Source organism: Bacillus salipaludis (genome assembly GCF_030938565.1).
GTDB lineage: Bacteria > Bacillota > Bacilli > Bacillales > Cytobacillaceae > Neobacillus > Neobacillus salipaludis_A.
Genome location: NZ_JAVGVR010000001.1, coordinates 5,429,598 through 5,452,843, shown reverse-complemented (window position 1 = coordinate 5,452,843; position 23,246 = coordinate 5,429,598). Strand labels below are relative to the sequence as shown.

21 protein-coding genes and 2 pseudogenes are annotated in these 23,246 nt (G+C 37.9%); 19 read left to right on the top strand and 4 right to left on the bottom strand.

Going from position 1 to position 23,246, the window contains the following annotated elements:
• Nucleotides 1–41 precede the first annotated feature (41 nt).
• Complete coding sequence (locus RCG21_RS27145; protein WP_071358441.1) at nt 42–263, bottom strand: DeoR family transcriptional regulator; 222 nt, start codon at nt 261–263, stop codon at nt 42–44.
• Nucleotides 264–695: 432 nt separating this feature from the next.
• Between RCG21_RS27145 and pepV the strand changes: the two genes are divergently transcribed.
• From pepV to RCG21_RS27120, 5 genes are all read left to right on the top strand, one after another.
• Nucleotides 696–2,117 carry a dipeptidase PepV gene (gene pepV, locus RCG21_RS27140; RefSeq protein ID WP_133334293.1) on the top strand — a complete coding sequence of 474 codons (1,422 nt, stop codon included), beginning with the start codon at nt 696–698 and terminating at the stop codon, nt 2,115–2,117.
• A gap of 406 nt (nt 2,118–2,523) precedes the next feature.
• A complete protein-coding gene (gene thpR, locus RCG21_RS27135) occupies nt 2,524–3,093 on the top strand; it encodes an RNA 2',3'-cyclic phosphodiesterase (protein WP_133334294.1) in 570 nt (189 codons plus the stop codon).
• A gap of 15 nt (nt 3,094–3,108) precedes the next feature.
• Nucleotides 3,109–4,089 carry a diacylglycerol/lipid kinase family protein gene (locus RCG21_RS27130; RefSeq protein ID WP_308913943.1) on the top strand — a complete coding sequence of 327 codons (981 nt, stop codon included), beginning with the start codon at nt 3,109–3,111 and terminating at the stop codon, nt 4,087–4,089.
• Nucleotides 4,076–6,220 carry a type I pullulanase gene (gene pulA / locus RCG21_RS27125; RefSeq protein WP_308913942.1) on the top strand — a complete coding sequence of 715 codons (2,145 nt, stop codon included), beginning with the start codon at nt 4,076–4,078 and terminating at the stop codon, nt 6,218–6,220. Before RCG21_RS27130 ends, pulA begins: the two co-directional genes overlap by 14 nt.
• Nucleotides 6,221–6,459: 239 nt before the next feature.
• Nucleotides 6,460–7,233, top strand: coding sequence for a phosphotransferase family protein (locus RCG21_RS27120; RefSeq protein ID WP_133334297.1), 774 nt, complete (start codon nt 6,460–6,462; stop codon nt 7,231–7,233).
• Here RCG21_RS27120 and RCG21_RS27115 read toward each other — a convergent pair whose 3' ends face one another.
• A complete protein-coding gene (locus RCG21_RS27115; protein ID WP_026572154.1) occupies nt 7,234–7,512 on the bottom strand; it encodes a YtzH-like family protein in 279 nt (92 codons plus the stop codon).
• A gap of 168 nt (nt 7,513–7,680) precedes the next feature.
• Here RCG21_RS27115 and trmB point away from each other — a divergent pair, with 168 nt between their 5' ends.
• On the top strand, nt 7,681–8,343 hold the full coding sequence (trmB, locus tag RCG21_RS27110) for a tRNA (guanosine(46)-N7)-methyltransferase TrmB (RefSeq protein WP_133334298.1): 663 nt from the start codon (nt 7,681–7,683) through the stop codon (nt 8,341–8,343).
• Between the two features lie 66 nt (nt 8,344–8,409).
• Nucleotides 8,410–9,246: a YtnP family quorum-quenching lactonase gene (locus RCG21_RS27105; RefSeq protein WP_133334299.1), complete on the top strand. Its 837-nt coding sequence runs from the start codon at nt 8,410–8,412 to the stop codon at nt 9,244–9,246.
• Nucleotides 9,247–9,290: 44 nt separating this feature from the next.
• Here RCG21_RS27105 and RCG21_RS27100 read toward each other — a convergent pair whose 3' ends face one another.
• Nucleotides 9,291–9,605, bottom strand: coding sequence for a PepSY domain-containing protein (locus RCG21_RS27100; protein ID WP_133334300.1), 315 nt, complete (start codon nt 9,603–9,605; stop codon nt 9,291–9,293).
• Between the two features lie 183 nt (nt 9,606–9,788).
• Between RCG21_RS27100 and RCG21_RS27095 the strand changes: the two are divergent.
• The 7 genes and pseudogenes from RCG21_RS27095 to murC all read left to right on the top strand — a co-directional run bounded on the left by RCG21_RS27095 (nt 9,789) and on the right by murC (nt 17,762).
• Nucleotides 9,789–10,861 (top strand): annotated as a pseudogene (locus RCG21_RS27095) (M42 family metallopeptidase).
• A 56-nt stretch (nt 10,862–10,917) separates the two neighbouring features.
• Nucleotides 10,918–11,433: a DUF84 family protein gene (locus RCG21_RS27090; protein WP_133334302.1), complete on the top strand. Its 516-nt coding sequence runs from the start codon at nt 10,918–10,920 to the stop codon at nt 11,431–11,433.
• Between the two features lie 179 nt (nt 11,434–11,612).
• Nucleotides 11,613–12,047 (top strand): hypothetical protein, encoded by a 435-nt coding sequence (locus RCG21_RS27085; RefSeq protein WP_133334303.1) that lies wholly within the window; start codon nt 11,613–11,615, stop codon nt 12,045–12,047.
• A 16-nt stretch (nt 12,048–12,063) separates the two neighbouring features.
• A complete protein-coding gene (locus RCG21_RS27080; RefSeq protein ID WP_133334304.1) occupies nt 12,064–12,378 on the top strand; it encodes a thioredoxin family protein in 315 nt (104 codons plus the stop codon).
• Nucleotides 12,379–12,645: 267 nt separating this feature from the next.
• A complete protein-coding gene (locus RCG21_RS27075) occupies nt 12,646–13,440 on the top strand; it encodes a DUF1444 domain-containing protein (RefSeq protein WP_235824786.1) in 795 nt (264 codons plus the stop codon).
• 1,412 nt (nt 13,441–14,852) lie between these two features.
• Nucleotides 14,853–16,276 (top strand): annotated as a pseudogene (locus RCG21_RS33725) (DNA translocase FtsK); the annotation flags it as partial.
• Nucleotides 16,277–16,463: 187 nt separating this feature from the next.
• The gene (gene murC / locus RCG21_RS27065; protein WP_133334306.1) at nt 16,464–17,762 is read left to right on the top strand and encodes a UDP-N-acetylmuramate--L-alanine ligase; all 1,299 of its coding nucleotides are present in this window, start codon (nt 16,464–16,466) and stop codon (nt 17,760–17,762) included.
• A 36-nt stretch (nt 17,763–17,798) separates the two neighbouring features.
• Here murC and RCG21_RS27060 read toward each other — a convergent pair whose 3' ends face one another.
• Nucleotides 17,799–18,914: an aminopeptidase gene (locus RCG21_RS27060; RefSeq protein WP_133334307.1), complete on the bottom strand. Its 1,116-nt coding sequence runs from the start codon at nt 18,912–18,914 to the stop codon at nt 17,799–17,801.
• A 203-nt stretch (nt 18,915–19,117) separates the two neighbouring features.
• Between RCG21_RS27060 and RCG21_RS27055 the strand changes: the two genes are divergently transcribed.
• From RCG21_RS27055 to ccpA, 5 genes are all read left to right on the top strand, one after another.
• The gene (locus tag RCG21_RS27055; RefSeq protein ID WP_133334308.1) at nt 19,118–19,579 is read left to right on the top strand and encodes a DUF948 domain-containing protein; all 462 of its coding nucleotides are present in this window, start codon (nt 19,118–19,120) and stop codon (nt 19,577–19,579) included.
• Between the two features lie 29 nt (nt 19,580–19,608).
• The gene (locus RCG21_RS27050) at nt 19,609–20,097 is read left to right on the top strand and encodes a YtxH domain-containing protein (protein ID WP_133334309.1); all 489 of its coding nucleotides are present in this window, start codon (nt 19,609–19,611) and stop codon (nt 20,095–20,097) included.
• Nucleotides 20,098–20,261: 164 nt separating this feature from the next.
• Nucleotides 20,262–20,594, top strand: coding sequence for a bacillithiol system redox-active protein YtxJ (ytxJ, locus tag RCG21_RS27045; RefSeq protein ID WP_133334310.1), 333 nt, complete (start codon nt 20,262–20,264; stop codon nt 20,592–20,594).
• Nucleotides 20,595–20,897: 303 nt separating this feature from the next.
• The gene (locus RCG21_RS27040; protein WP_133334311.1) at nt 20,898–21,974 is read left to right on the top strand and encodes a bifunctional 3-deoxy-7-phosphoheptulonate synthase/chorismate mutase; all 1,077 of its coding nucleotides are present in this window, start codon (nt 20,898–20,900) and stop codon (nt 21,972–21,974) included.
• Nucleotides 21,975–22,239: 265 nt separating this feature from the next.
• Entirely contained in the window at nt 22,240–23,229 is a 990-nt protein-coding gene (ccpA, locus tag RCG21_RS27035) for a catabolite control protein A (protein ID WP_026572169.1), read from the top strand.
• Nucleotides 23,230–23,246: the final 17 nt, after the last annotated feature.

The window sequence follows — 23,246 nt, the reverse complement described above, 5'->3', positions numbered from 1 at the left end:
ATGCTATTTTTTCATTATTTTGTTATTCATTAATAAACTGTTTAAGAAGTCATTTTTACTTTCTTTTCTGTGGTGGTCCATTTTCCGCGGCTTGGGCTTATAACCAAGTCATTATAGGCTAAGACATTTAAATCTCGTTGTATGGTGCGAGGAGTGATACCAAATTCCTCTACAAGTTCCTGCGTTGTCACAGTGCCATTATTGCGAATAAACATGTAGATACATTTGATGCGGTTTAACATCCGGTTAGTTGAAGGTTTCAAAGAACCACTCCCTATCCTTTTTTCAAACCTATGGCGAATTCCCTCTACCGACAGCCTCTTTGAAGAAGTATTCTTCAAGAATATGTAGTTTCTTTTCCGCAGACATCTCCTTTGCATGGACGTTTAAGTGGACACTTAGATGTCATACATCTAACCTTATTGTACCCACAATTTCTGAAAATTTCCACCATTATACATCATTTTACAAATAATCTTTTTTTATTTATAGATAGTGGTTACTCCCCCTCCTTTAAATTCTCTTAGTATAGAATATGGGGAATCAAGCTAGAAATATGATAAATTAATTGAATTTTTTGTAAATTTATCATAACAAAAACTATCCGGATTTCGCTTTTGTTATGAAAATTGGTAAGATATTTGCAATAATAATATTGTCTTTACGTATCATATTTGCTTTAGGAGGCATTTGAATTGACAAAGATTGATTGGATCATTGAGGTGGAAAAAAGAAAAGAGGCACTGCTCAAAGATGCACAGGGACTATTACATATTAAAAGCCTATTAGATGAAGAAAATGCTACGCAGGATGCCCCACTTGGTAAAGGGGTGAAAGAAGCATTAGATTACATGCTGACTCTAGGGGAGAAGGATGGGTTTATCCCTAAAAATGTTGGGAATCTAGCTGGTCACCTGGAGTTTGGAGAGGGGAGGGATTTGCTAGGAATTCTCTGCCATGTCGATGTTGTTCCAGAGGGGGACGGCTGGACAAGTAATCCTTATGCAGCTGAAGTGCGAGATGGAAGAATCTATGCAAGGGGAGCGATTGATGATAAAGGGCCGACAATAGCAGCTTATTATGCCATGAAAATTGTGAAGGAACTTGGTCTGCCGTTGAAGAAACGGGTACGAATGATTATTGGAACGGATGAAGAAAGCAATTGGCGCTGTGTGGAACATTATTTTCAGCATGAAGAAATGCCTTCTCTTGGGTTCGCTCCGGATGCTGACTTTCCGATTATTAACGCAGAAAAGGGAATTTCCGACTTTGATATGGTTCAAATAGGAACGGATCAGGTTAATACAGATGCAAATGTTGAAGTTCAAACCTTTCTTTCAGGGAAAAGATATAATATGGTTCCTGATTACGCAAAGGCAGTAATTCAGATTAAGGAGAATCAGGCAGAGATCACTGAAATGTTTACAAATTTTATGAACCAATATAAACTCGATCATCAATATTCAGAAGAAAATCAAGAGCTCACTTTAGAAGTAAAGGGAATTTCTGCTCACGGAATGGAGCCAAGAAACGGTAAAAATGCAGGCCTATTCTTATCAGAGTTTCTTTCAAAGCTCAATTTAGATCGAAAAGCAGCCCGATATTTTCAATTTGTTTCCCGTTATTTTTTTGATGATTCAAGGGGAGTTCATTTGGGAGTTGCTTTTTCGGATGATATTTCAGGGGAATTAACCATCAATCCTGGTAAGTTCTCTTATACAAAAGAGTCCGGTGGGACAATCGGAATGACATGCAGATACCCTGTCACTAACAAGATGGAAGCAACAAAAGAAAAATTAGACGCGCTGTTGAAAAACGAAGGTTTTACGATTGAAAACTTTTCAGATTCTAAACCGCATTATGTTGATGAAAAGGATTTCTTGATTCAGACGTTAAAGAAGGTTTACGAAGAGCAAACGGGTGAGCAAGCGGATCTGCTGGCAATTGGCGGTGGAACCTATGCACGTTCTCTTAAGGCAGGTGTAGCCTTTGGGCCATTATTCCCGGGAAGACCGGATGTAGCCCACCAAAAGGACGAATATATTGATCTTGAGGATTTATTCAAAGCCACAGCCATCTACGCACAAGCAATCTATGAACTGGCAAAAGAAGAATAAGCAAAAAAGTAAAGACGTGTCAGCAACCCACTGCTGCACGTCTTTTTTTAAGGATATTTGTGAAGTTTGCAAAATCCAATTATTTAAAGATTACCTATGTTAATGGGCCTGTTGATTTCCGCTCCAGGTGCTTCGCTTTCCGCGGGCGTGCCGGGGAGCCTCCTCGGCGCTTTGGCGCCTGCGGGGTCTCCCCTGCCCCGTACTCCCGCAGGAGTCTTCGCACCTTCCGCTCCAATCAACAGGGAGCGATTCAATATAAAACTTGCCACACACCTTTTCCAATCAGTTTGTTGCAATTTTTTATAAAACTCTTAAACAATGTAAAAAATATCGGAAACCTCTGGATTTTGTTTTAGATACAAATGGAGGCAAATCGACTAAAATTAAGTAAAGGAAGGAATTAGAAATGAATCATCAAACTCATTTTTTTTACGCTGTACCAATTCCAAAAGAAATAAAATTAATTATGAAAGACCATTGTGAAAAATTAAAACAGTCCCTTCCTTTTAACCGCTGGGTACATCATGAAGATTTACATATTACTTTAGCCTTTTTAGGATTTGCACCTTCAGATCAACTTGAAAAATCAATAGAAAACGTCAGTAAAGAACTATGGGGAACATCTTCTTTTTCACTGCAAATCAACCAACTTGGAACTTTTGGACGTAAAGAATCCCCCCGTATCTTTTGGGCGGATACGATAAAAAGTGATGAACTTCAATTGGTAAGAAGAAAAGTATTTACAGCATGTGAAAATTCAGGTTTTCAGCTTGAAACAAGACCGTTTCGTCCTCACATCACCCTTGCAAGGAAATGGACAGGGGATCAAGCCTTTCATCATGATAAACTTGATGTTTGGCAGGAACTACAGCCGGAACCCCTTGCTTTTATAGCTAGTGAAGTGGTTTTATTTCAAACCCATTTAGAGAAAACACCAAAATATGAAGTAAAGGAAATTTTCCCTCTAATAAAATAAAAAGGTTGATTCGGTATGAAGACCATCTACTTTATTATTAATCCCAAGGCAGGAAACGGGACCTGTAAAAAAATCTGGAGGAAGATTGAGAGCCAATTAAAGGTCGAGCAAATACCATATATAGCGTTTTTTACGAATTCCCCGGGACATGCAAAAACACTTGCATCGCAAATTGCGGAGAGTGTTGAGGAGCACACCATCATCGTTGCACTTGGCGGTGATGGAACCATGCATGAAGTGATGAATGGAGTTGTAAACTATAATAATATCACTCTTGGATTTATTCCGGGAGGATCAGGAAATGATTTTTCGAGAGGATTTGAAATTCCTTCTAATCCGAAGCTGGCCCTTAATGCACTACTCCATTTAATGCAAATTGAAGCCAGCGTTGATATTGGGAAAATCGATAGGGGGAATCAAGCAGTTTGCTATTTTATAAACAATATGGGTGTTGGGTTTGATGCGCTGATTTCATATGATGTGAATCGTTCAAAGATTAAATCCGTCTTAAATAGCCTATCCTTGGGAAGGTTAGTATATGTTTATTTTTTATTGATTAAACTTTTTAAGTATAAACGTTCAACAATTCGTTTATCAATTGATGGTAAAACGCATATATTTGAACATACATGGTTTGTCACAGTTTCGAATCAACCCTTTTATGGCGGTGGTATGAAGATTGCTCCAGATGCCAAGCCAAATGATGGCGTTTTTGATATTACAGTTGTCCATCAATTATCAAGGCTGAAACTGTTATTAGTATTTATTAGTGTTTTTTGGGGAAAACATGTTCTTTTTAAGGAAGTAAAAATGCTTAAAGGCAAGAATATTTCTATTCAATCATCAGCCCCCCTTTTTGCCCATGCTGACGGGGAGTTTATTGGTTATACTCCGATAAAGATACAGCTCAAAATCAAAGGCATTAAAAATTCTGACAGTAAACAAAATTTACAAGAATTTGGTTTGAAAGAGAGGGATTCGAATGATTTCCAGTGAACGAAATTTTCTTGCCTACTTGGATGAGATGAAGATCATTGCGATTCTTCTTCCTCTTTCATATTACCAAGGTATGTCCGCAACATTTTCGATAAGTGATGGAATTAAGACACAGCCTCTAAAGATACTCGAGAAGAGACGAATTGAAAATAATAATAAATATGTTTGTCAGCTTGCAGATGAAATTAGTTTTGGAAAAGTATACTGGATAATGGATGAGCATGGTGGTAAAACAGACCTACAAATAGGTGCAGTGATTCGTACAGAATTATTCGATAAAAAATATTATTACGATGGAGATGACCTTGGGGCAAAATGTACGGAAACTTATACCCAATTTAAACTATGGGCACCGACTGCTACCCAAGTGAAAGTCAAACTACGGCAGCCTCAGGGTCCATATGCTGAAATTGTAAAAATGAAGCGACATGATAGAGGGGTTTGGTCTGCAATAGTCCATCGTGATTTAGACTATCATCACTATACTTTTCTAGTCCTTGTGAATCAAGTATGGCAGGAAGCTGTTGACCCATATGCTACAGCTGTTTCGGTCAATGGGGAGCGAGGAGTAATCGTTAAGTTGGAAAAAACGGCGAGACCGAAAATCCCCTTGCCTGAATTGGAAAATCCAGTCGATGCGATTATTTATGAAACACATATCAGGGATTTTACCATCCATCCCAATAGTGGAGTAAGGCACAAAGGGCTTTATCTTGGTGCAGGGGAAATTGATACAAAAAGAAAAGAAGGAGACGTGACAGGTCTATCTTATTTAAAAGATTTAGGAATAACTCATATTGAATTTTTACCCTTTCATGATTTTGCCGGGGTAAATGAATTAGAAGCAAAAAAGGAATATAACTGGGGCTATAACCCTGTACATTTTAATGCCCCTGATGGAAGCTATGCTACCGACCCAACTGATCCCTATTCCAGAATTAAGGAACTAAAGCAGTTAATTGATCAAGTTCATTATAAAGGTTTAAAGGTAATAATGGATGTCGTATATAATCATGTGTACAGTCGTGAAAACTCCCCATTTGAAAAAATAGTACCGGGCTATTATTTCCGTCATAATGAATTTGGGATGCCCTCAAACGGTACAGGAGTTGGAAATGATATTGCATCAGAAAGAAAAATGGTAAGAAAGTTTATTCTTGATTCCATTCGTTTCTGGCTGGAAGAATACCATATTGATGGTTTCCGTTTTGACTTAATGGGAATTCTTGATGTGGAAACCATGTCCGAAGTCAGAAAGATGTGTGATCGATTGGCTAAGGGGATTTTGTTAATTGGTGAGGGTTGGAATTTAAATACGCCCCTTCCGCTTGATAAAAAGGCAATCATTCAAAACCAGTCCAAACTTCCCACTATTGCTCAATTTAATGATAAATTCCGGGATACGATTAAAGGGAGCACCTTTAATTTATTTGATAAAGGATATGCCTTTGGAAATGAACATCACTATGAGGCAGCAGCCGATTTAATTGCCGGCAGTGTTGGGGTTTTGAAAAAGGAAAATAAGTTATTTAATGAGCCCTCTCAAACAGTCAATTATGTGGAATGTCACGATAATCATACAATGTGGGATAAACTATTGGCATGCTATCGAACGGAAGATGAATCCATTCGAATAAAATATCATTTGCTTGCAACAGCCCTGGTGATTTTGTCACAGGGAGTTCCTTTTCTTCATAGCGGGCAAGAATTCTTTCGCACGAAGCAAGGTGAAGGGAATAGCTATCGATCACCTGATTTTATAAACCAAATGGATTGGAATCGAAAAAGCCGTTATATAAATAGTGTTCAATATATAAAAGGTTTAATAGAAATTCGAAAAAAATTATCCTGTTTTAGATTACGCACCGCTGAGGAAATCCGCTCATCCATGAAACAAAGTCCCCTTCACGCTCCGCTCATCACCTTTGTCTATCAAAATAAAAATGGAGAATATCGTGAAGTCATTCTTGCCATAAATCCAAGAAAAAATGAAGAAATAATCAGCCTTCCAGAAGGAGAATGGTACGTGTTAGCTGACCATTATGAGGCTGGGATTTCTATGAGCAAAAGGATTTCTGGGGGAGAAATAAAAATTCAACCTATCAGTATAAATATTTTTGCGAAAAAATAGATTCTTTAGATTTACTTGACGAAAAAAGCTCTTTGGGGATAAAATTTATTAAGATGGCTATTGTGTGAAATGATATCAATAGCTTTTTTTATTTTAATTATTTAGTATAAATTCTCCTTAAATTTTTAAGCTGTGAAGTATTACAGGGAAAGAAAGAACCTTCCAGCAGCAAGGATTTTACTTCGGAATAAAATGGGCTAGTACCCCATTAGAACGGTCATAATTGAAGGTGAACAATTTTGGAACATTTACTTGGACAAGAATGGGAAATTGTCCCGGCTGGTGGAGCGACTGGAGAAGCTTTTTTTGCCCGGTATCAGGATCAAAAGCTTTTTCTGAAACGTAATTCTTCTCCATTTCTTGCAGTCTTATCTGCTGAAGGCATTGTCCCGAAGCTTGTTTGGACAAAACGATTGGAAAATGGTGATGTGATAACAGCACAGCAATGGCTTTCCGGAAGAGAACTTAAGCCGGCTGAAATGGATCAAGAAGTCGTCGCAAAACTTTTGAAGAAAATTCATCGCTCGGAGCCAATGCTAGGCATGTTAAGCCGCCTGGAAAAAACGGCAATGTCTCCTGAAACGATTTTTCAATCCGTGCAATCACAATTAGATTCAGAGGTCCTGGGATTACCGGAAGTGCAAAAAACGATGGACTTTTTAAAAGAAGAAGTATCAAATATTTATAGCGAGGAAAAGGTTGTTTGCCATGGTGATGTTAATCATAACAACTGGCTGCTCGATGAAAACAACCAGTTGTATTTGATTGATTGGGACGGTGCCATGATTGCTGACCCTGCTATTGATTTAGGATTACTGCTTTATTGGTATATTTCAGAAGAAAGCTGGGACAAATGGTTAGCGATGTATGGAAAAATGTTAACAGACGATTTAAGACTGAGAATGAAATGGTATGTGGCCATTCAAACTATATCTTCCATACAATGGCATAAAAATAAAAGTAGATTTCAGGAAATGGATAAGTGGGTTAAGTTTTTAAATGTCATTCTTTAATTATGAGAATTGATCAATATTACTAACCCACCCGGATAGGTTTTCTTGGTTTGAAAGGATATGCTGGTCTAAATCAGCAGTCTGAGCTCCATTTTGGCTGTACTGATAAACTTCCTGCAAAATGCTTTTTACATTTTGATCGACTTGTGTATTAACCATAAGGGATTTTACTAAACGTTCCAATTGTTCACATTCAGCAACAGATCCACAGCAATCTGTTTGATGATTGCTTAATATATCTTTTAGTAACGTAACTTGGTCTTGGTGACTTAATGGCATAGCGTAACACCCTTTCAAGTGATAATAAGTAGAATTCACAGTTAGGTTGTGAATTCTTTTTTTGTTTATACATTGCATCTAAGTTACTTGATTTCCAAAAGATTCGCCTTGCACTTATGGATCATAGCATGTTAAAGTTTGAACGAAAATATTTTTAGGAGTGTAAAAATGAGACTTCGAAATAAGCCTTGGGCAAAGGAGAAAATAGAGCAGCACCCACAATATATAGTTCCCAATCCTGAAGATTTTAAAGGAAGATGGAAGGAAGCATTTGTGAAAGATCAGCCGCTTCACATCGAAATTGGAACAGGCAAAGGCCGTTTTATTACAGAAATGGCGAAGGCTCACCCGGACATTAATTATATGGGGATTGAGGTATACGACAGCGTGATTGTTGCGGCTTTAGATCGCTTAATTGAAGCGGATTTACCGAACCTTAAGCTATTAAATGTTAATGCAGAGGATTTAGAAAAATACTTTGCAAAAAACGATGTGGCTCGCGTGTATTTGAATTTTTCCGATCCATGGCCAAAAGTACGTCATGAAAAAAGAAGATTAATGTATAAAGACTTTTTGAAAAAGTATGAGGACATATTAATCGATGGTGGGGAAATTCATTTTAAAACGGATAATCAAGGTTTATTTGAATATTCGTTAAGGAGCTTTTCGGAATATGGTTTATTATTGAAATTTGTCAGTCTCGACCTTCATAACAGTGATTATGAAGGGAATATCATGACAGAATATGAACAAAAATTCTCTGAAAAAGGCAACCGCATATACCGTTCAGAAGTAAAATATCAAAATGAAGGAAAGGACAGTTCTTTATAGGGCTGTCTTTTTTGTTTTCCTGAATTATCAGACAATGGTAAAATAAAGGAAGAGGAGGAGAGGTCCGTGGAAAAATTACAAATTGGAAGGGTAACGCTTACATGGCTTACCGGAGGAGTTACAAACTTGGATGGCGGTGCGATGTTTGGTGTTGTTCCAAAAATATTGTGGGATAGAAAATATCGGGCTAACGAAAAAAACCAAATTGAATGTCCGACAGATCCGATATTAATTCAAATGGATGGGATGAAAATATTAGTTGAGTCCGGAATCGGAAAAGGAAAATTAACAGAAAAACAATTGCGGAATTTTGGGGTAACAAAAGAATCGGAATTGGATTCATCTCTTGAAAAAGTAGGACTAAAACCGGAAGAAATTGATTACGTTCTTATGACTCATTTGCATTTTGATCATGCAGGCGGTCTTACGAAACTTGTTGATGGGGAATATGTTTCAGCTTTTCCAAATGCGAAAATTATTACGTCAAAAATTGAATGGGATGAAATGCGTACCCCTAATATCCGCTCCAAAAATACATATTGGAAGGAAAATTGGCAGGCAATTGAAAAACAGGTCATACCCTTTGATGAAAAGTGGAACTTAGGTTCCCTCACCTTGATTCATACCGGTGGACATAGTAATGGACATTCGATTTTACTCATTGAAGATGGCGATGAGGTTGCCATTCATATGGCGGATTTACTGGCAACTCACGCCCATCAAAATGTGCTCTGGGTAATGGCCTATGATGATTACCCAATGGATTCGATTGCCGCAAAAGAAAAATGGCTGCCATATGCCCTTGAGAAAAATGCCTGGCTTACCTTTTATCATGATGCTTTTTATCGTGCAGTTAAATGGGATCTAGACGGACAACTAACGGATGCCATTAAAAGAAACTAAAAAAAATGGGGCGTACCTATCAGTACGGCCCGTTTTTATTCTATTTACTTGGTAACATGAACGTCTATGACCGTTCCCGTTTTAGCATCAGCGACAAATTCATATTGCTCGGCTGTACCCTCGTTATTTTTGGATATGCCGCCTTTATATACTTGATAATGGATATGTTGCTTTTGGTAGGGCACAGCTTCCATATGTATCCATGACCCGTTGATGTCTCCGTTTTGTTTAAACTGTTTTTTTACATTTGCTAATACCCGCTCAGGTGAAACTGTTGAATTTTTTGAAATGATTTCTCTTACTGCTAAACTGCTTATTGCTCCTGCTGCCGCACCAATGATAAATGATTTCCAGTTCATACCTTCTGTACCTCCGAAATATGATTTAGAAAAGAAAACGTTTCGGTTAAGAATTCTCCTTTTAGTATATCGTATTTAATGGTCTGAACATAATATAACCATTGGCGATTTGAAATGTTGGTCATCTAGGAAATGATTCTGTAAAATAAATGTATACATAAATAAATTTTAAGGAGTTTGAAAATGAACGAACAAACATTAAAGCTTTTTCAAACCTTGACAGAGCTTCCCGGCGCTCCTGAAATGAACATCTTGTGAGAAAATTTATGCGGGAACATTTAACACCTTATGCGGATGAAATTATTCAAGATAACCTTGGAAGTATTTTCGGTGTGAAAAGGAGTAATGAGAGTGGTCCCACCGTAATGGTAGCAGGACATATGGATGAAGTGGGCTTTATGGTTACTTCCATTACCGATAACGGAATGATTCGTTTCCAAACACTTGGCGGCTGGTGGAGCCAGGTTCTTTTAGCACAGCGGGTTCAAATCATGACGAAAAATGGCCCAGTTATTGGCGTCGTGGGCTCAATTCCTCCTCATTTACTCGATGATTCAAAGAAAAATAAACCGATGGAAATCAAGAATATGCTGATTGACATTGGTGCGGATGACCGTGAGGATGCGAAGAGGATTGGCATTAAGCCAGGTCAGGCAATTTTACCGATTTGTCCATTTACTCCAATGGCCAATGAGAAGAAAATTTTAGCGAAGGCTTGGGATAATCGTTATGGCTGCGGATTAGCGATTGAACTACTTCAGGCAGTAAAGGATGAAATTTTGCCAAATACTCTATATTCCGGAGCTACGGTCCAAGAAGAAGTAGGATTAAGAGGTGCACAGACTGCTGCCAATATGATTAATCCTGATATCTTTTTTGCACTAGATGCAAGCCCTGCTAATGATATGTCAGGGAAGAAGTCAGAATTTGGCCAGTTAGGAAAAGGGACATTGCTGCGAATCCTTGATCGCTCAATGGTTACCCATCGTGGAATGAGAGAATTCGTCCTCGATATGGCTGAAACCCATAGTATTCCATATCAATATTTCGTGTCGCAAGGCGGTACAGATGCAGGAAGGGTTCACTTGTCCAATGAAGGTGTTCCAAGCGCCGTAATCGGAATATGCTCTCGCTACATCCATACCCATGCTTCGATTATTCATGTAGATGATTATGCCGCAGCTAAAGAATTATTAGTCAAACTTGTAAAAGCATGTGACAAATCAACGGTAGATTCTATAAAAGCAAATAGTTAAATATTAAGAGGGGGCATTTGGATATGCCTCTTTTTAGCGAAAAAAGGAGCGGCACCATGAAAATCATTATCGGAACTAAGAACCCTGCTAAAATTTCCGCAGTTAAAAATGCATTTGTTGAAACAGAAGCGGAGTTTCTCTCCTTAGATATCCCGTCAGAAGTAAGTGACCAGCCGTTTTCGGATGATGAAACAATTCAAGGAGCAATCAATCGGGCACAGGGGGCTCTAGGACAAGGAAATGGTGATCTAGGTATTGGACTTGAAGGCGGTGTCCAAGAATCCAAACATGGGCTATTAATTGTAAATTGGGGGGCACTTGTTGCAAAAGGCAGAGAACCGATTATTGCTGGAGGAGCAAGAATTCTGCTCCCTGAAGAAGTTGCGGCACGTTTGAGGGCAGGAGAAGAATTAGGGCCAGTAATGGAGGATTTCTCCAACAAGGAAAATGTCCGTAAAAAAGAAGGTGCAATCGGAATTTTTACCAATGGATTCATTAAACGGGATGAAATGTTTACCCATATCGTGAAGCTGCTAGTTGGACAATACACCTATCAAATAAATAGGGAATAAAGAAATTTCTCCTTGTTTCGACAACAAATATCGACAAATACCTTGTCATGTAAAGAATGTGAAAGGTATGATGTATATAGGAATGGTCGAAAAAGGAGGGAAATCATCTGAAATTCTTTAAGACAATTTTTATTTGTATCCTAGCTATTCTCATATTAAGTTCCTGTGGGAAGCCATCATTGAAAGAGGCAAGTAAGACCGCTGTTGAAACTGTCAAAACTACTTTTAATGAAGACACGAAGAAGCCTAACAAAAAAAGCGGAGAATTCCAATTTTACCTGCCATTTGGCTATGAGATTAATGATAAATCGCCTAATAATATAGTTTTAAAAAATGGTTCAAGAACTTTTATCCTATTTAATAATCCGCAAGAAGATTTGGCAAGTGAAGTAGTTTACAAAGCAACAGTGGCACAATATAAGCATCTTTATACAAATGAAAAATTTAAGAAAAATAATGAACTTGGATTTATCTTGGTAAAACATTTGAAGGATGATTTGAATGAAGTTACGGTAGGAATTGGTGGAACCAAGATGACCACTCAAACTAAAACAAGCAGTTTAGCAGATGACGCTAAAACGATGATGCAGATTGTTCATTCAATAAAAAAATAAGCAGGAGGTAATGAAATTGAAAAATTTAGAGTCTATGGAGCAATTTGAACAACTTCGGGATAAGGGAAAAACGATTTTTATGTTTTCAGCAAACTGGTGCGGGGATTGCCGTTTTATTGAACCGTTCCTGCCTGAAATCGAAGAAAATTTTAAAGAATATACTTTTGTTCATGTTGACCGCGATCAGTTTATAGATCTTTGCCAGCAGCTTGATGTATTTGGAATTCCGAGCTTTATTGGCTTTGAAAATGGAAAAGAACTTGGTCGCTTTGTTAGTAAGGATCGAAAAACCCAAGAGGAAATCGAAAACTTCATCAAGGGCCTAAAATAATTACGTTTCTCTCTCCATCTCCTTTTGAGATGGAGTTTTTTTAAAAGAAAATTTAACATTCGACTTTGAGAATTGTCCAGCTCCAGCGCCCAGCGACTAGTGTACTTCACTCGCCTCCCTACGATAAGTCAACATCGAATCGCTAACGCTCTTCGTGTTTCCTTTATCTCAATCGACTCGCTCCAGTCCTGTCGTGTGCTAAACGGGCGCTTCCGCTTTTCTTATGTTACAATAAGTGCGCATCTCCTTTGATATGGAGGGATAAGGATGAAAATGGATAGTAAGAAAATGCGAAAAGAATTAGAACAGCGATTGGCGGCTCCTGGTCGGAACTTTACGTATAACCGTGATAAAGATCAGCTCCGAATCGAAAATTCTGCGGCTGGAAAAGGAATTACGGTTTCTTTATCTGGAATAATTGCTAATTGGCATACCAATAAAGAAAAAGCGATTGATGAAGTGGTTTATTATGTTGAAGAAGGCCTAAAGGCGATGGAAGATAAAATCCAGTTAACAAACCACGAGAAACATATTTTCCCTGTTATTCGTTCTACATCATTTCCGGCTGAAGCAGAAGAGGGTGTTCCTTTTTTAGTCGATGAGCATACAGCGGAGACGAAAATCTATTATGCGATTGATATGGGAAAAACGTATCGTTTAATTGATTCACGTGTGCTGGAAAATGAGGGTTGGGAAGCAAATCGGATAAGAGAAATTGCGTTATTTAATGCCAGATCCCTTCCAACCCCATTAAAGGAAGATCATGTTGCTGGAAATGTCTTTTATTTCCTTAACACAAATGATGGGTATGATGCCAGCCGGATTTTAAATAAAGGCTTTTTAAATGAGATGCAAAAGAAAGTTTCAGGAACAATGGTATTAGCTGTACCGCATCAGGATGTGCTGGTCATTGCGGATATTCGAAATGACAGAGGCTATGATGTTCTAGCACAATTAGCGATGAGCTTCTTTGCTAATGGCCATGTGCCCATCACGGCATTGTCATTTTTGTACGAGGATGGGGAACTAGAACCAATCTTTATTTTAGGAAAAAATAAGTGACAAAAATGAGGAAGGATCACAACAAAAAGTGGTCTTTTTTCATTTGTATTTTAAGAATTCCAACCTATTCCACTATATTTCGACTGATTTTTAGATTTCTTGTCGAAATATTATCAAATACTGCTAAAATAGAATAATAGATGAAAGTAGAAAGAGTGATAGTTTTGAGCTGGATCCAAAACTTTTTTCAAAGGTTTAAAAATGATGAGGAAGATGAAAATGATTACGAATATGAACTGAACCATTCTAGAATACATAATGAAATGAGAGACTTTCCCTCTAAAAAAAATAATGAAGGCGGCAGGGATATAGATGCCCGTATTTCCTACCAATATCCAAAAGGGAAAATTCGTTTACCTATTATCCCGGATGAAAAGTCAATCGAAAATAAGGGTGCAGCTTCAAAGAAGCGAACAGAAAGACAGCAAAAAAGTAAAGAGACAGAGCATTTTGAGGTTGTGCAAGAGAAAAAGGCAGCTCCTAAAATACAAAAGGAGCAGGAGCCAAAAAAAAGCAGACCTTTTCATGCAACCGAAATTCCATCTCCAGTTTTTGGATTTAAAAGACCTGTGAAAAGCAGCAATTCAATCATTGTTGAGCACGAGCTGACTCATTTTATAAAAGAGGATACAGAATCAACCCAAAACAGTCAAAAAATGATGGAAGAGATTCAAGTTCCACCACAGGAACAAAATGAAAATCCTGTTATCCTGGTAACAGAACCCGGTCCGTTAGTTGAGGAGATTGAAAAAGAGGAAGATTCAAGGTTGGAGCCATCCTTAAATATTTCATATTCAATACCGGATCGTGAGCAAGAGATTCCTTCAGTTCAAGCGGTTGAACCTGAAAACTTACCACCACAAATAAGTGTAGAAACCGTTCAGGTGCATACGGAGAACCCAAGACCAAAACAGTCCCATTTACCATTCAATGTCATGATGTTAAAGCAGGATAAGGAGAAATGGGAAGAAAGAAAAATACAAAGAAAAATGGGCATGGATTCCCGAATACCGCCTGAAATAAACAAGCCGATAGAAACGGTTAAGAAAGTAAAAGTGGTTCATGAGGAATTGAAGGAAGTGCCAATTTTTCAAATAGAGAAGGCTGCACCGAAAAAAGAGGCATTCATTAATGATGAAATCAAGGTCCATTTTGAAGAGGCAACCACTCATGATGAACCTGATGCTCATAAAGAAGAGGCAACCACTTATGATGAACCCGATGCCCATAAAGAAGAGGCAACCACTTATGATGAACCCGATGCCCATAAAGAAGAGGCAACCACTTATGATGAACCTGATGCCCATAAAGAAGAGGCAACCACTTATGATGAACCTGATGCCCATAAAGAAGAGGCAGCCACTTATGATAAAACTGTGGCCCATGAAGAAGTGGCTATTTCGGCAGCGGATACCTATCAATTTCCTGAATTTTCTTTGTTGAGTCCACCAGTTGTAGTTGAAAAAGATACAGAGTGGATTCAAAACCAGGAAAATTTATTAAACCAAACCTTACAAAATTTTAACGTTGGAGCAAAGGTGGTTAATGTAACACAGGGTCCAGCCGTTACACGCTTTGAGGTTCAGCCTGAGCCGGGTGTCAAGGTAAATAAAATTACAAACCTTAGTGATGATATTAAATTAAGTCTTGCAGCTAGAGATATCCGGATTGAGGCTCCTATCCCAGGAAAGCATACGATTGGTATTGAAGTTCCTAATCAAAAGTCACGGCCGGTCTTTATAAATGAAATTATCCAAAGTAATGTTTTTAAGGAATCCACCTCGCCCTTAACGGCTGTATTAGGGCTCGATATTTCAGGAAAACCAATTGTAACTGATTTGAAAAAAATGCCGCACGGCTTAATTGCCGGAGCTACGGGGTCGGGAAAAAGTGTTTGTATTAACACAATCCTTGTTAGTTTATTATTTAAAGCTAGTCCTGAAGATTTAAAGTTATTGCTGATTGATCCCAAAATGGTTGAATTAGCTCCTTATAATCGAATCCCACATTTGGTCAGCCCGGTTATAACGGATGTAAAAGCTGCAACAGCTGCCTTAAAATGGGCTGTTGAGGAAATGGAAAGACGCTACGAGCTTTTTGCCCATACAGGTGTCCGAGATATCAACCGCTTTAACGAACTAGCAATGGAACATAAGAGATATTCCGACAAGCTGCCGTTCATTGTCATTATTATTGATGAGTTAGCTGATTTAATGATGATGTCACCGGCAGATGTTGAGGAAGCCATTTGCCGAATTGCCCAAAAGGCTAGAGCGTGTGGGATCCATTTAATCGTGGCTACCCAAAGACCTTCTGTAGACGTTATTACAGGGCTAATCAAAGCAAACATTCCAACACGAATTGCTTTTTCCGTTTCATCACAAATTGATTCGCGAACAATCATTGACATAAGCGGGGCGGAAAAATTGCTTGGACGGGGGACATGCTCTTTTTAGAAAATGGTTCATCGAAGCCTGTCCGTTTGCAAGGTACATTTGTTTCTGATGAAGAAATTGACCTTGTTGTTGCACATGTAAGGGAGCAGCAGGAACCGGATTATTTATTTGAACAGGAAGAACTTTTAAAGAAGGCGCAAGTGACAGAGGAGGAGGATGAACTTTTTTATGAAGCCTGCGAGTTTATCATTGACCATGGCACGGCCTCAACCTCTAGTTTGCAACGCCGTTTTAAAATCGGGTACAACCGTGCAGCAAGATTAATGGATATGCTTGAAGCAAATGGGTTTATTTCCAGTGCAAATGGAAGTAAACCGCGTGAGGTTTTAATTACGGCATCGGATTTAGAAGCCTTTTATGAGGCGAATTCAAATGGATAACCCAATACTCTTTGAATTAAAAAATGAAATATTTGAAATAAAAGTAAATAGTTCTTAAATAGTTTTTAAGAACGAAGAGTGTTATAATATATAAATGTGATTACAATGAGAATATAGTTAAAATTAGCAAATAAAGTAAGATGTCATATACTGTTTTACAGATAGACGTTTGTTGGAGGTTCTTTAGATGACTATTTACCATTTTGTAGGTATTAAGGGGTCTGGAATGAGTGCGTTGGCACAGGTTCTGCACGATATGAATTTTGAAGTGCAAGGCTCCGATGTCGAAAAGCGCTTTTTCACTCAGGTAGCCCTTGAGCAATCAGGAATAAAGATCCTTCCCTTTCAAAAAGAAAATATTAAACCGGGAATGACCATTATTGCAGGAAATGCTTTTCCTGATACCCACGAAGAAATTCAAGAGGCGATGAAGCTGGGGCTTCCGATTGTCCGTTACCATCGCTTCTTGGGAGATTTTATGCAAAACTTTACAAGTATTGCGATTACAGGTGCCCATGGAAAGACGTCCACTACTGGGTTGCTTGCTCATGTTATGGAAGGAGCCAAACCTACATCGTTTTTAATTGGCGATGGTACAGGGAAAGGGCAGGAAGGCGCTGAATATTTTGTATTCGAAGCATGCGAATACAGAAGGCACTTTTTATCGTACTTCCCTGATTATGCAATCATGACCAATATAGACTTTGACCATCCTGATTATTTTGCCAATATTGATGATGTTTTCTCTGCCTTCCAAGAGATGGCCATACAGGTAAAAAAGGGAATTTTTGCATACGGTGATGATGAGCAGCTTCAAAAAATCCAAGCAAAGGTTCCGGTATTATTTTATGGTTTTGATGAAGAGAATGACTATCAAGCCAAAAATCTTGTGAAAACAACAGATGGAACTAGCTTCGATGTGTTTATCCGGAATACTTTTTATGATTCCTTTACAATTCCAACCTTCGGTGATCATAGTGTCTTAAATTCTCTTGCTGTCATTGCCCTTTGCCACTACGAAGAAATTGATGTGGCTATTGTCAAGGAGCAATTAAGCACGTTCCAGGGAGTAAAAAGAAGATTCTCGGAAAAAAGAATTGGTTCACAAATTTTAATTGATGATTATGCACACCATCCTACTGAAATTAAAGCAACAATTGAAGCGGCTAAACAAAAATATCCTGATCGTCAGTTGATTACCGTTTTCCAGCCGCATACCTTTACAAGGACGCAGGCGTTTCTTGAAGATTTTGCTGAAAGCTTACGCAAGGCGGATAAGGCCTATTTATGCGAAATTTTTGGTTCTGCACGTGAAAACCATGGAAAGCTTACAATCAAGGATCTTCAGGACAAAATAGAGGGAGCGGAGATTCTTTCAGAAGAGAATACATCTGTCCTTAAAAATTTTGATAATGGTGTGATTATTTTTATGGGTGCAGGAGATATTCAAAAATTTCAAGAGTCCTATGAAAAGCAATTATCTTAAAAAAGGATGCCAGGCAATACCTGGCATCCTTTACCTTTATACTAAATGATCTGGGTTTAATTTTTCTAATTCGGGGATCACGAATAGACCGTCCTTGCGAATTAAGACATCATCAAAATAAATTTCGCCTCCGCCATATTCAGGACGTTGAATATTGACCATATCCCAGTGAATATTTGAATGGTTCCCGTTAAAGGCATCATCATAGCATTGACCAGGTGTAAAATGGAAGCTTCCTGCAATTTTTTCATCAAATAAAATATCCTGCATTGGATTTAAAATGAATGGATTTACGCCAATGGCAAATTCCCCGATATAGCGTGCTCCCTCATCCGTATCAAAAACTTTATTGATTCGTTCTGAATCATTTGCTTCTGCTTCAACAATTTTTCCATCCTTGAAGGTTAATTTAACATTTTCAAACGTAAATCCCTGATAGGGGGATGGGGTATTATAAGAAATCATGCCGTTTACAGAGTCACGAACAGGAGCTGTATATACTTCTCCATCCGGAATGTTTAATCTTCCTGCACATTTAATGGCTGGGATATCTTTTATGGAGAAGCTAAGATCTGTTCCCGGTCCGGTTAAACGAACTTTGTTAGTACGGTTCATAAGTTCAACAAGGCTGTCCATTGCCTCATCCATCTTTCCATAATCCAAGTTACAGACATTGAAGTAAAAATCTTCAAATCCTTCAGTGCTCATTTTAGCTAATTGAGCCATAGAGGATGTTGGGTAACGAAGCACAACCCATTTTGTTTTTGGCACCCGAATGTCACGGTGGACTTTCTTGCCAATTGTATTCCCGTGAATCTTCATTTTTTCATCTGGTACGTCTGCATGCTCATTTATGTTATTGCCGGAACGCAGTCCTATGTATGCATCCATTTGACTCATTACATTGGCCTCAAATTCAGCCATCATATTATATTGTTCTTCCTTTGCACCGAGTAATAAAGAGCGGTCCACTTGATGATCTTTTAAAAGAACAAATGGGTAGCCTCCAGCTTCATAAGCTTCTTTTACTAAAGCGGTTACAAGTTCACGCTGCAATCCGAAATTCTCAATTAGTACCTTTTCACCTTTTTGAAGCTGGACAGAATAGTTAATTAAATTTTTTGCGAGTTTCTCAATCCGTGTATCCTTCATTTCATACGCCTCCGAAAGAAAATTTCTTATACTGCTTCTCTATTTTACCCGAATATGGATGAATGTTGAAAAATAACGATATTTTATAAATGTGTTGGCAGGAAAACAAGACAAAAAGATTGAAGTAGTATAAAATGTTGATGAGGTTTATGCCCAACATCGTTGGGTAATACATATAGGTAGAATCAAGCGGAGGTGCCACAATGATTATTATTTTATACTTAAGTGTTGCATTGATTGCAATTGCCTTTCTAGTACTTGTGATTTATGTTTCCAAAATGCTTACGTCTCTAAGGGAGACATTGAAAAGCGTTTCAAAAACTCTTGAAGGGCTCGAAACACAGCTTGAAGGAGTCACAACAGAAACAACCGTACTTTTACAAAAAACGAATGCTCTTGCAGATGATTTAAAATATAAGTCAGAAAGCTTAAATAGTGTTGTGGATGCTGTAAAAGATGTTGGTACAACAGTGAGTAAGTTTAATGGAACTTTACAGGACATTACCCAATCCTTTGACAAGCAAGTTGAAGAAAGTAAAGAAAAAGTTTCTCAAGTTATTCAATGGAGTAATGTGATTCTTGAACTTAGGGATAAATGGAAGGCAAAAAGGCAAGAAAAAAATATGATTACCCCAAGTGAAACCGGCAGAGTTAGGTCAAGATAATATAGGTTAACTCAAGGAGGGCGTTTTTTATGTCTAATAAAGATAACGAAACACGAGAAACGAACCAAAAAAGAAACGAAGATTCCGGTAATAGTTTTTTACTTGGCGCCTTAGTAGGCGGGATGGTTGGTGCGGCTGCCGCACTGTTTTTTGCACCAAAAGCAGGGAAGGATTTGCGAAACAAACTAAGTAACCAAACGGGTTTTCTAATGGAAAAAACCGCAGATTTGCGGGGAAATATGATGAACAAAAGCAGCCAGCTTGCTTCCAAGACAACATCGATCACACAGGGCATCGTTCAACAATCAAGTGATCTTTTAAGCAAAACAAAAATCAAACCGAAGGCAAGGGAAGAAAAAGAGGACAAGTCAGATGTCATTTATATTCCCATTCAAACCCACCAACAAAAAAATGTAAGCATAAAGACAGAGGCACCACTAAACAACGAGGATATTAAGAGAAAACTAGACGAAGCAAAAAAAGCCCTCGATGAAGAAGAGTTAAAGGTAAAACAGTAAGAATTTTTAAAATTTAAAAGACAGTGTTTTCTTTTGAACAACGTTGATTGGAGCAAAAATCAACAACTAGGTTTAAGACAGCCAAAATCTAAACTGATTATTTGTGATAGAAACGGTGAAGTGATAAAATGACTTCACCGTTTATTTTTTAGGAGGGAATAAGAATGGTTGACAAAATAGAAACACAAGAACAGTTTGAAACATTACTGGAAAAAGAAGAGAAATTTCTTCTTTTAAAACATAGCTTAACATGCCCGGTTAGTCAGGCAGCTTATCAGGAATATCAAAAATTTGCCGATAATGAAAATAGCATTCCTGCTTACTTTTTAGCTGTACAGGATTCACGCCCATTATCAAATGATATTGCAGAGAAGTTTAATATTAAGCATGAATCACCACAGGCTATTCTTTTTACAAATGGGGAGCCACGCTGGAATGCCTCGCATTGGAAAATTACCAAGCGTTCATTGACAGATGCAGTGGGTGAAAATCAGTAGTATTTAAAGGCATCCATAATATGGGTGCTTTCGTTTTGAAAAATGTACAATTTTTTCTATAAGCATCACATAATTCAAATATCAACATATTTTAATTTAATATCCCTTATAAATACTTTAGTGCTTAAAAGCGTTTAATCAATAAAGAAAAAAGTGGTGACAAAAATAATTTTTTCCGCTATAATAAAGCCTAATTATTGAAAAAATAGAAAATTTATTTCAATACAATCTTAAAAAAGTAGGACACCGTTCAGTATTTATGAATATAAATATCTGATGGGTTATGAAAGGACGGGGAAAATATTGAGCACAAATGAATTGGATCACTTACGATCACGTGTGGATGAATTAAACTTGGAATTGTTGAGGTTAATTAATGAAAGAGCTCGACTCGTCCAAGAGATTGGGCAAGTAAAGGGGAACCAGGGAGTTTACCGTTACGATCCAGTCCGTGAAAGAAAAATGTTGGAGGTTATTAAGGAGCATAATGATGGTCCTTTTGAAAATTCAACAATTGATCATATTTTTAAAGAAATTTTTAAAGCTGGGTTAGACCTGCAAAAAGATGATCATAGTAAAGCATTATTAGTTTCGAGAAAGAAAAAGCCTGAAGATACAATTGTTACGTTAAAGGGTGAAAATATTGGAGACGGTAAACCGCACTTCGTTTTTGGTCCTTGTGCAGTTGAATCTTATGAGCAAGTTGCAACGGTAGCTAAAGCAATGAAGGAAAAAGGACTAAAACTTCTACGTGGCGGTGCATATAAGCCAAGAACCTCTCCATATGATTTCCAAGGTTTAGGCGTCGAAGGCTTAAAAATTTTAAAACGTGTTGCAACTGAATTCGATATGGCTGTAATCAGTGAAATTGTAAACCCTGCGGATATTGAAATGGCAGCTGAGTACCTTGATGTGATTCAAATTGGTGCCCGTAATATGCAAAACTTTGAATTATTAAAAGCAGCCGGAGCTGTAAAGAAACCTGTTTTATTAAAAAGAGGCCTTGCAGCAACCATTGAAGAATTTATCAATGCAGCAGAATACATTATGGCACAAGGAAACGGACAAATTATTCTTTGTGAACGCGGTATTCGCACATATGAGCGTGCAACAAGAAATACATTAGATATTTCTGCAGTACCAATTTTGAAACAAGAGACACATTTACCAGTTATGGTGGACGTAACACACTCCACTGGAAGAAGAGATTTATTGCTTCCTGCTGCTAAGGCGGCGATTGCAATTGGAGCTGATGGAGTTATGGCTGAAGTTCATCCAGATCCAGCCGTAGCATTATCCGACGCCCAACAGCAAATGAATCTTGAACAATTTGATAATTTTTACAATGAGTTACTAGCATCACACTTTGTTCGGATCTAAAATTAATAGTAATTATTTCCAAAAAACCTTCTGCAAACTTGTGCAGGAGGTTTTTTTACTTAAAATATCCGAAAATAGAGGAATCTCATTGCGGCTTCTACGTTCTTGTCGTATCATTAAATAGATAATTAAGATTGTTTATTATATCACAAATTAAAATAGCGGAAACGATAGACTAAGCTAAGGAAAAAGAAAATGACTAGGCTTTGTTAAACTGCTATAAAATAAAGAAAAATAATGTATCGTTTTAAGGAGAGTGTTGAGCGTGAATGTGACGATTTACGATGTTGCCCGGGAAGCAAATGTTTCGATGGCAACCGTTTCACGTGTTGTGAATGGAAATCCCAATGTTAAACCGGTTACCCGTAAAAAAGTATTAGAAGTAATTGAACGGCTTGGATACCGTCCGAATGCTGTTGCAAGAGGATTAGCTAGTAAAAAAACTACTACTGTAGGTGTCATTATCCCGGATATATCAAATATTTTTTATGCTGAATTAGCACGGGGTATTGAAGACATTGCAACAATGTACAAATACAATATTATCTTAAGTAACTCTGACCAAAATAAAGATAAAGAATTACATTTGTTTAACACGATGCTTGGGAAACAAGTGGACGGCATAATTTTTATGGGAGGAAATATTACTTCTGAACATGTAGAGGAATTTGAAAAATCACCTGTCCCTATTGTGCTTGCCGGCTCTATGGAAGAAACCGAAACGATTCCTTCCGTGAATATTAATTATGAACAAGCCGCTTATGATTCGGTTAAAGAATTTATCGATAAGGGCCACAAGAATATTGCCTTTGTCGTCGGTCCATTATATGAACTGGAGAATAAGGTAAAAGGGTATCAAAGAGCGCTTGAGGATGCCGGGATTCCATTTAACGAAGAATTGGTTGTTGAAGGAGATTACACATACGATTCAGGAATTGAAGCCTTTGAAAAGTTATTGGAAGCACAAGAACGGCCAACTGCCATTTTAGTGGCATCTGATGAAATGGCACTTGGGGTTGTCCATGGTGCTCAGGATAAGGGGTACAATATACCTGAAGACTTTGAGGTCATTACCTCGGATAATACAAGATTGGCCCTTATGGTACGTCCACAGCTAACAACTGTTATTCAGCCATTATACGATATCGGCGCAGTGGCAATGCGTCTGTTGACTAAATATATGAATAAAGAAAAAGTGGAGCGGCATACTGTTGTTCTTCCACACCGAATTGAACATCGTCAATCAACAAAATAAATTTAAAAGGGCTATCT

What these genes read in the sequence shown, in the direction of transcription:
- thpR (WP_133334294.1), top strand. Translation starts at nt 2,524, where the DNA reads ATGAATCATCAAACTCATTTTTTTTACGCTGTACCAATTCCAAAAGAA.
- RCG21_RS27130 (WP_308913943.1), top strand. Translation starts at nt 3,109, where the DNA reads ATGAAGACCATCTACTTTATTATTAATCCCAAGGCAGGAAACGGGACC.
- pulA (WP_308913942.1), top strand. Translation starts at nt 4,076, where the DNA reads ATGATTTCCAGTGAACGAAATTTTCTTGCCTACTTGGATGAGATGAAG.
- RCG21_RS27115 (WP_026572154.1), bottom strand. Translation starts at nt 7,512, where the DNA reads ATGCCATTAAGTCACCAAGACCAAGTTACGTTACTAAAAGATATATTA.
- trmB (WP_133334298.1), top strand. Translation starts at nt 7,681, where the DNA reads ATGAGACTTCGAAATAAGCCTTGGGCAAAGGAGAAAATAGAGCAGCAC.
- RCG21_RS27100 (WP_133334300.1), bottom strand. Translation starts at nt 9,605, where the DNA reads ATGAACTGGAAATCATTTATCATTGGTGCGGCAGCAGGAGCAATAAGC.
- RCG21_RS27090 (WP_133334302.1), top strand. Translation starts at nt 10,918, where the DNA reads ATGAAAATCATTATCGGAACTAAGAACCCTGCTAAAATTTCCGCAGTT.
- RCG21_RS27075 (WP_235824786.1), top strand. Translation starts at nt 12,646, where the DNA reads ATGAAAATGGATAGTAAGAAAATGCGAAAAGAATTAGAACAGCGATTG.
- murC (WP_133334306.1), top strand. Translation starts at nt 16,464, where the DNA reads ATGACTATTTACCATTTTGTAGGTATTAAGGGGTCTGGAATGAGTGCG.
- RCG21_RS27060 (WP_133334307.1), bottom strand. Translation starts at nt 18,914, where the DNA reads ATGAAGGATACACGGATTGAGAAACTCGCAAAAAATTTAATTAACTAT.
- RCG21_RS27055 (WP_133334308.1), top strand. Translation starts at nt 19,118, where the DNA reads ATGATTATTATTTTATACTTAAGTGTTGCATTGATTGCAATTGCCTTT.
- RCG21_RS27050 (WP_133334309.1), top strand. Translation starts at nt 19,609, where the DNA reads ATGTCTAATAAAGATAACGAAACACGAGAAACGAACCAAAAAAGAAAC.
- ytxJ (WP_133334310.1), top strand. Translation starts at nt 20,262, where the DNA reads ATGGTTGACAAAATAGAAACACAAGAACAGTTTGAAACATTACTGGAA.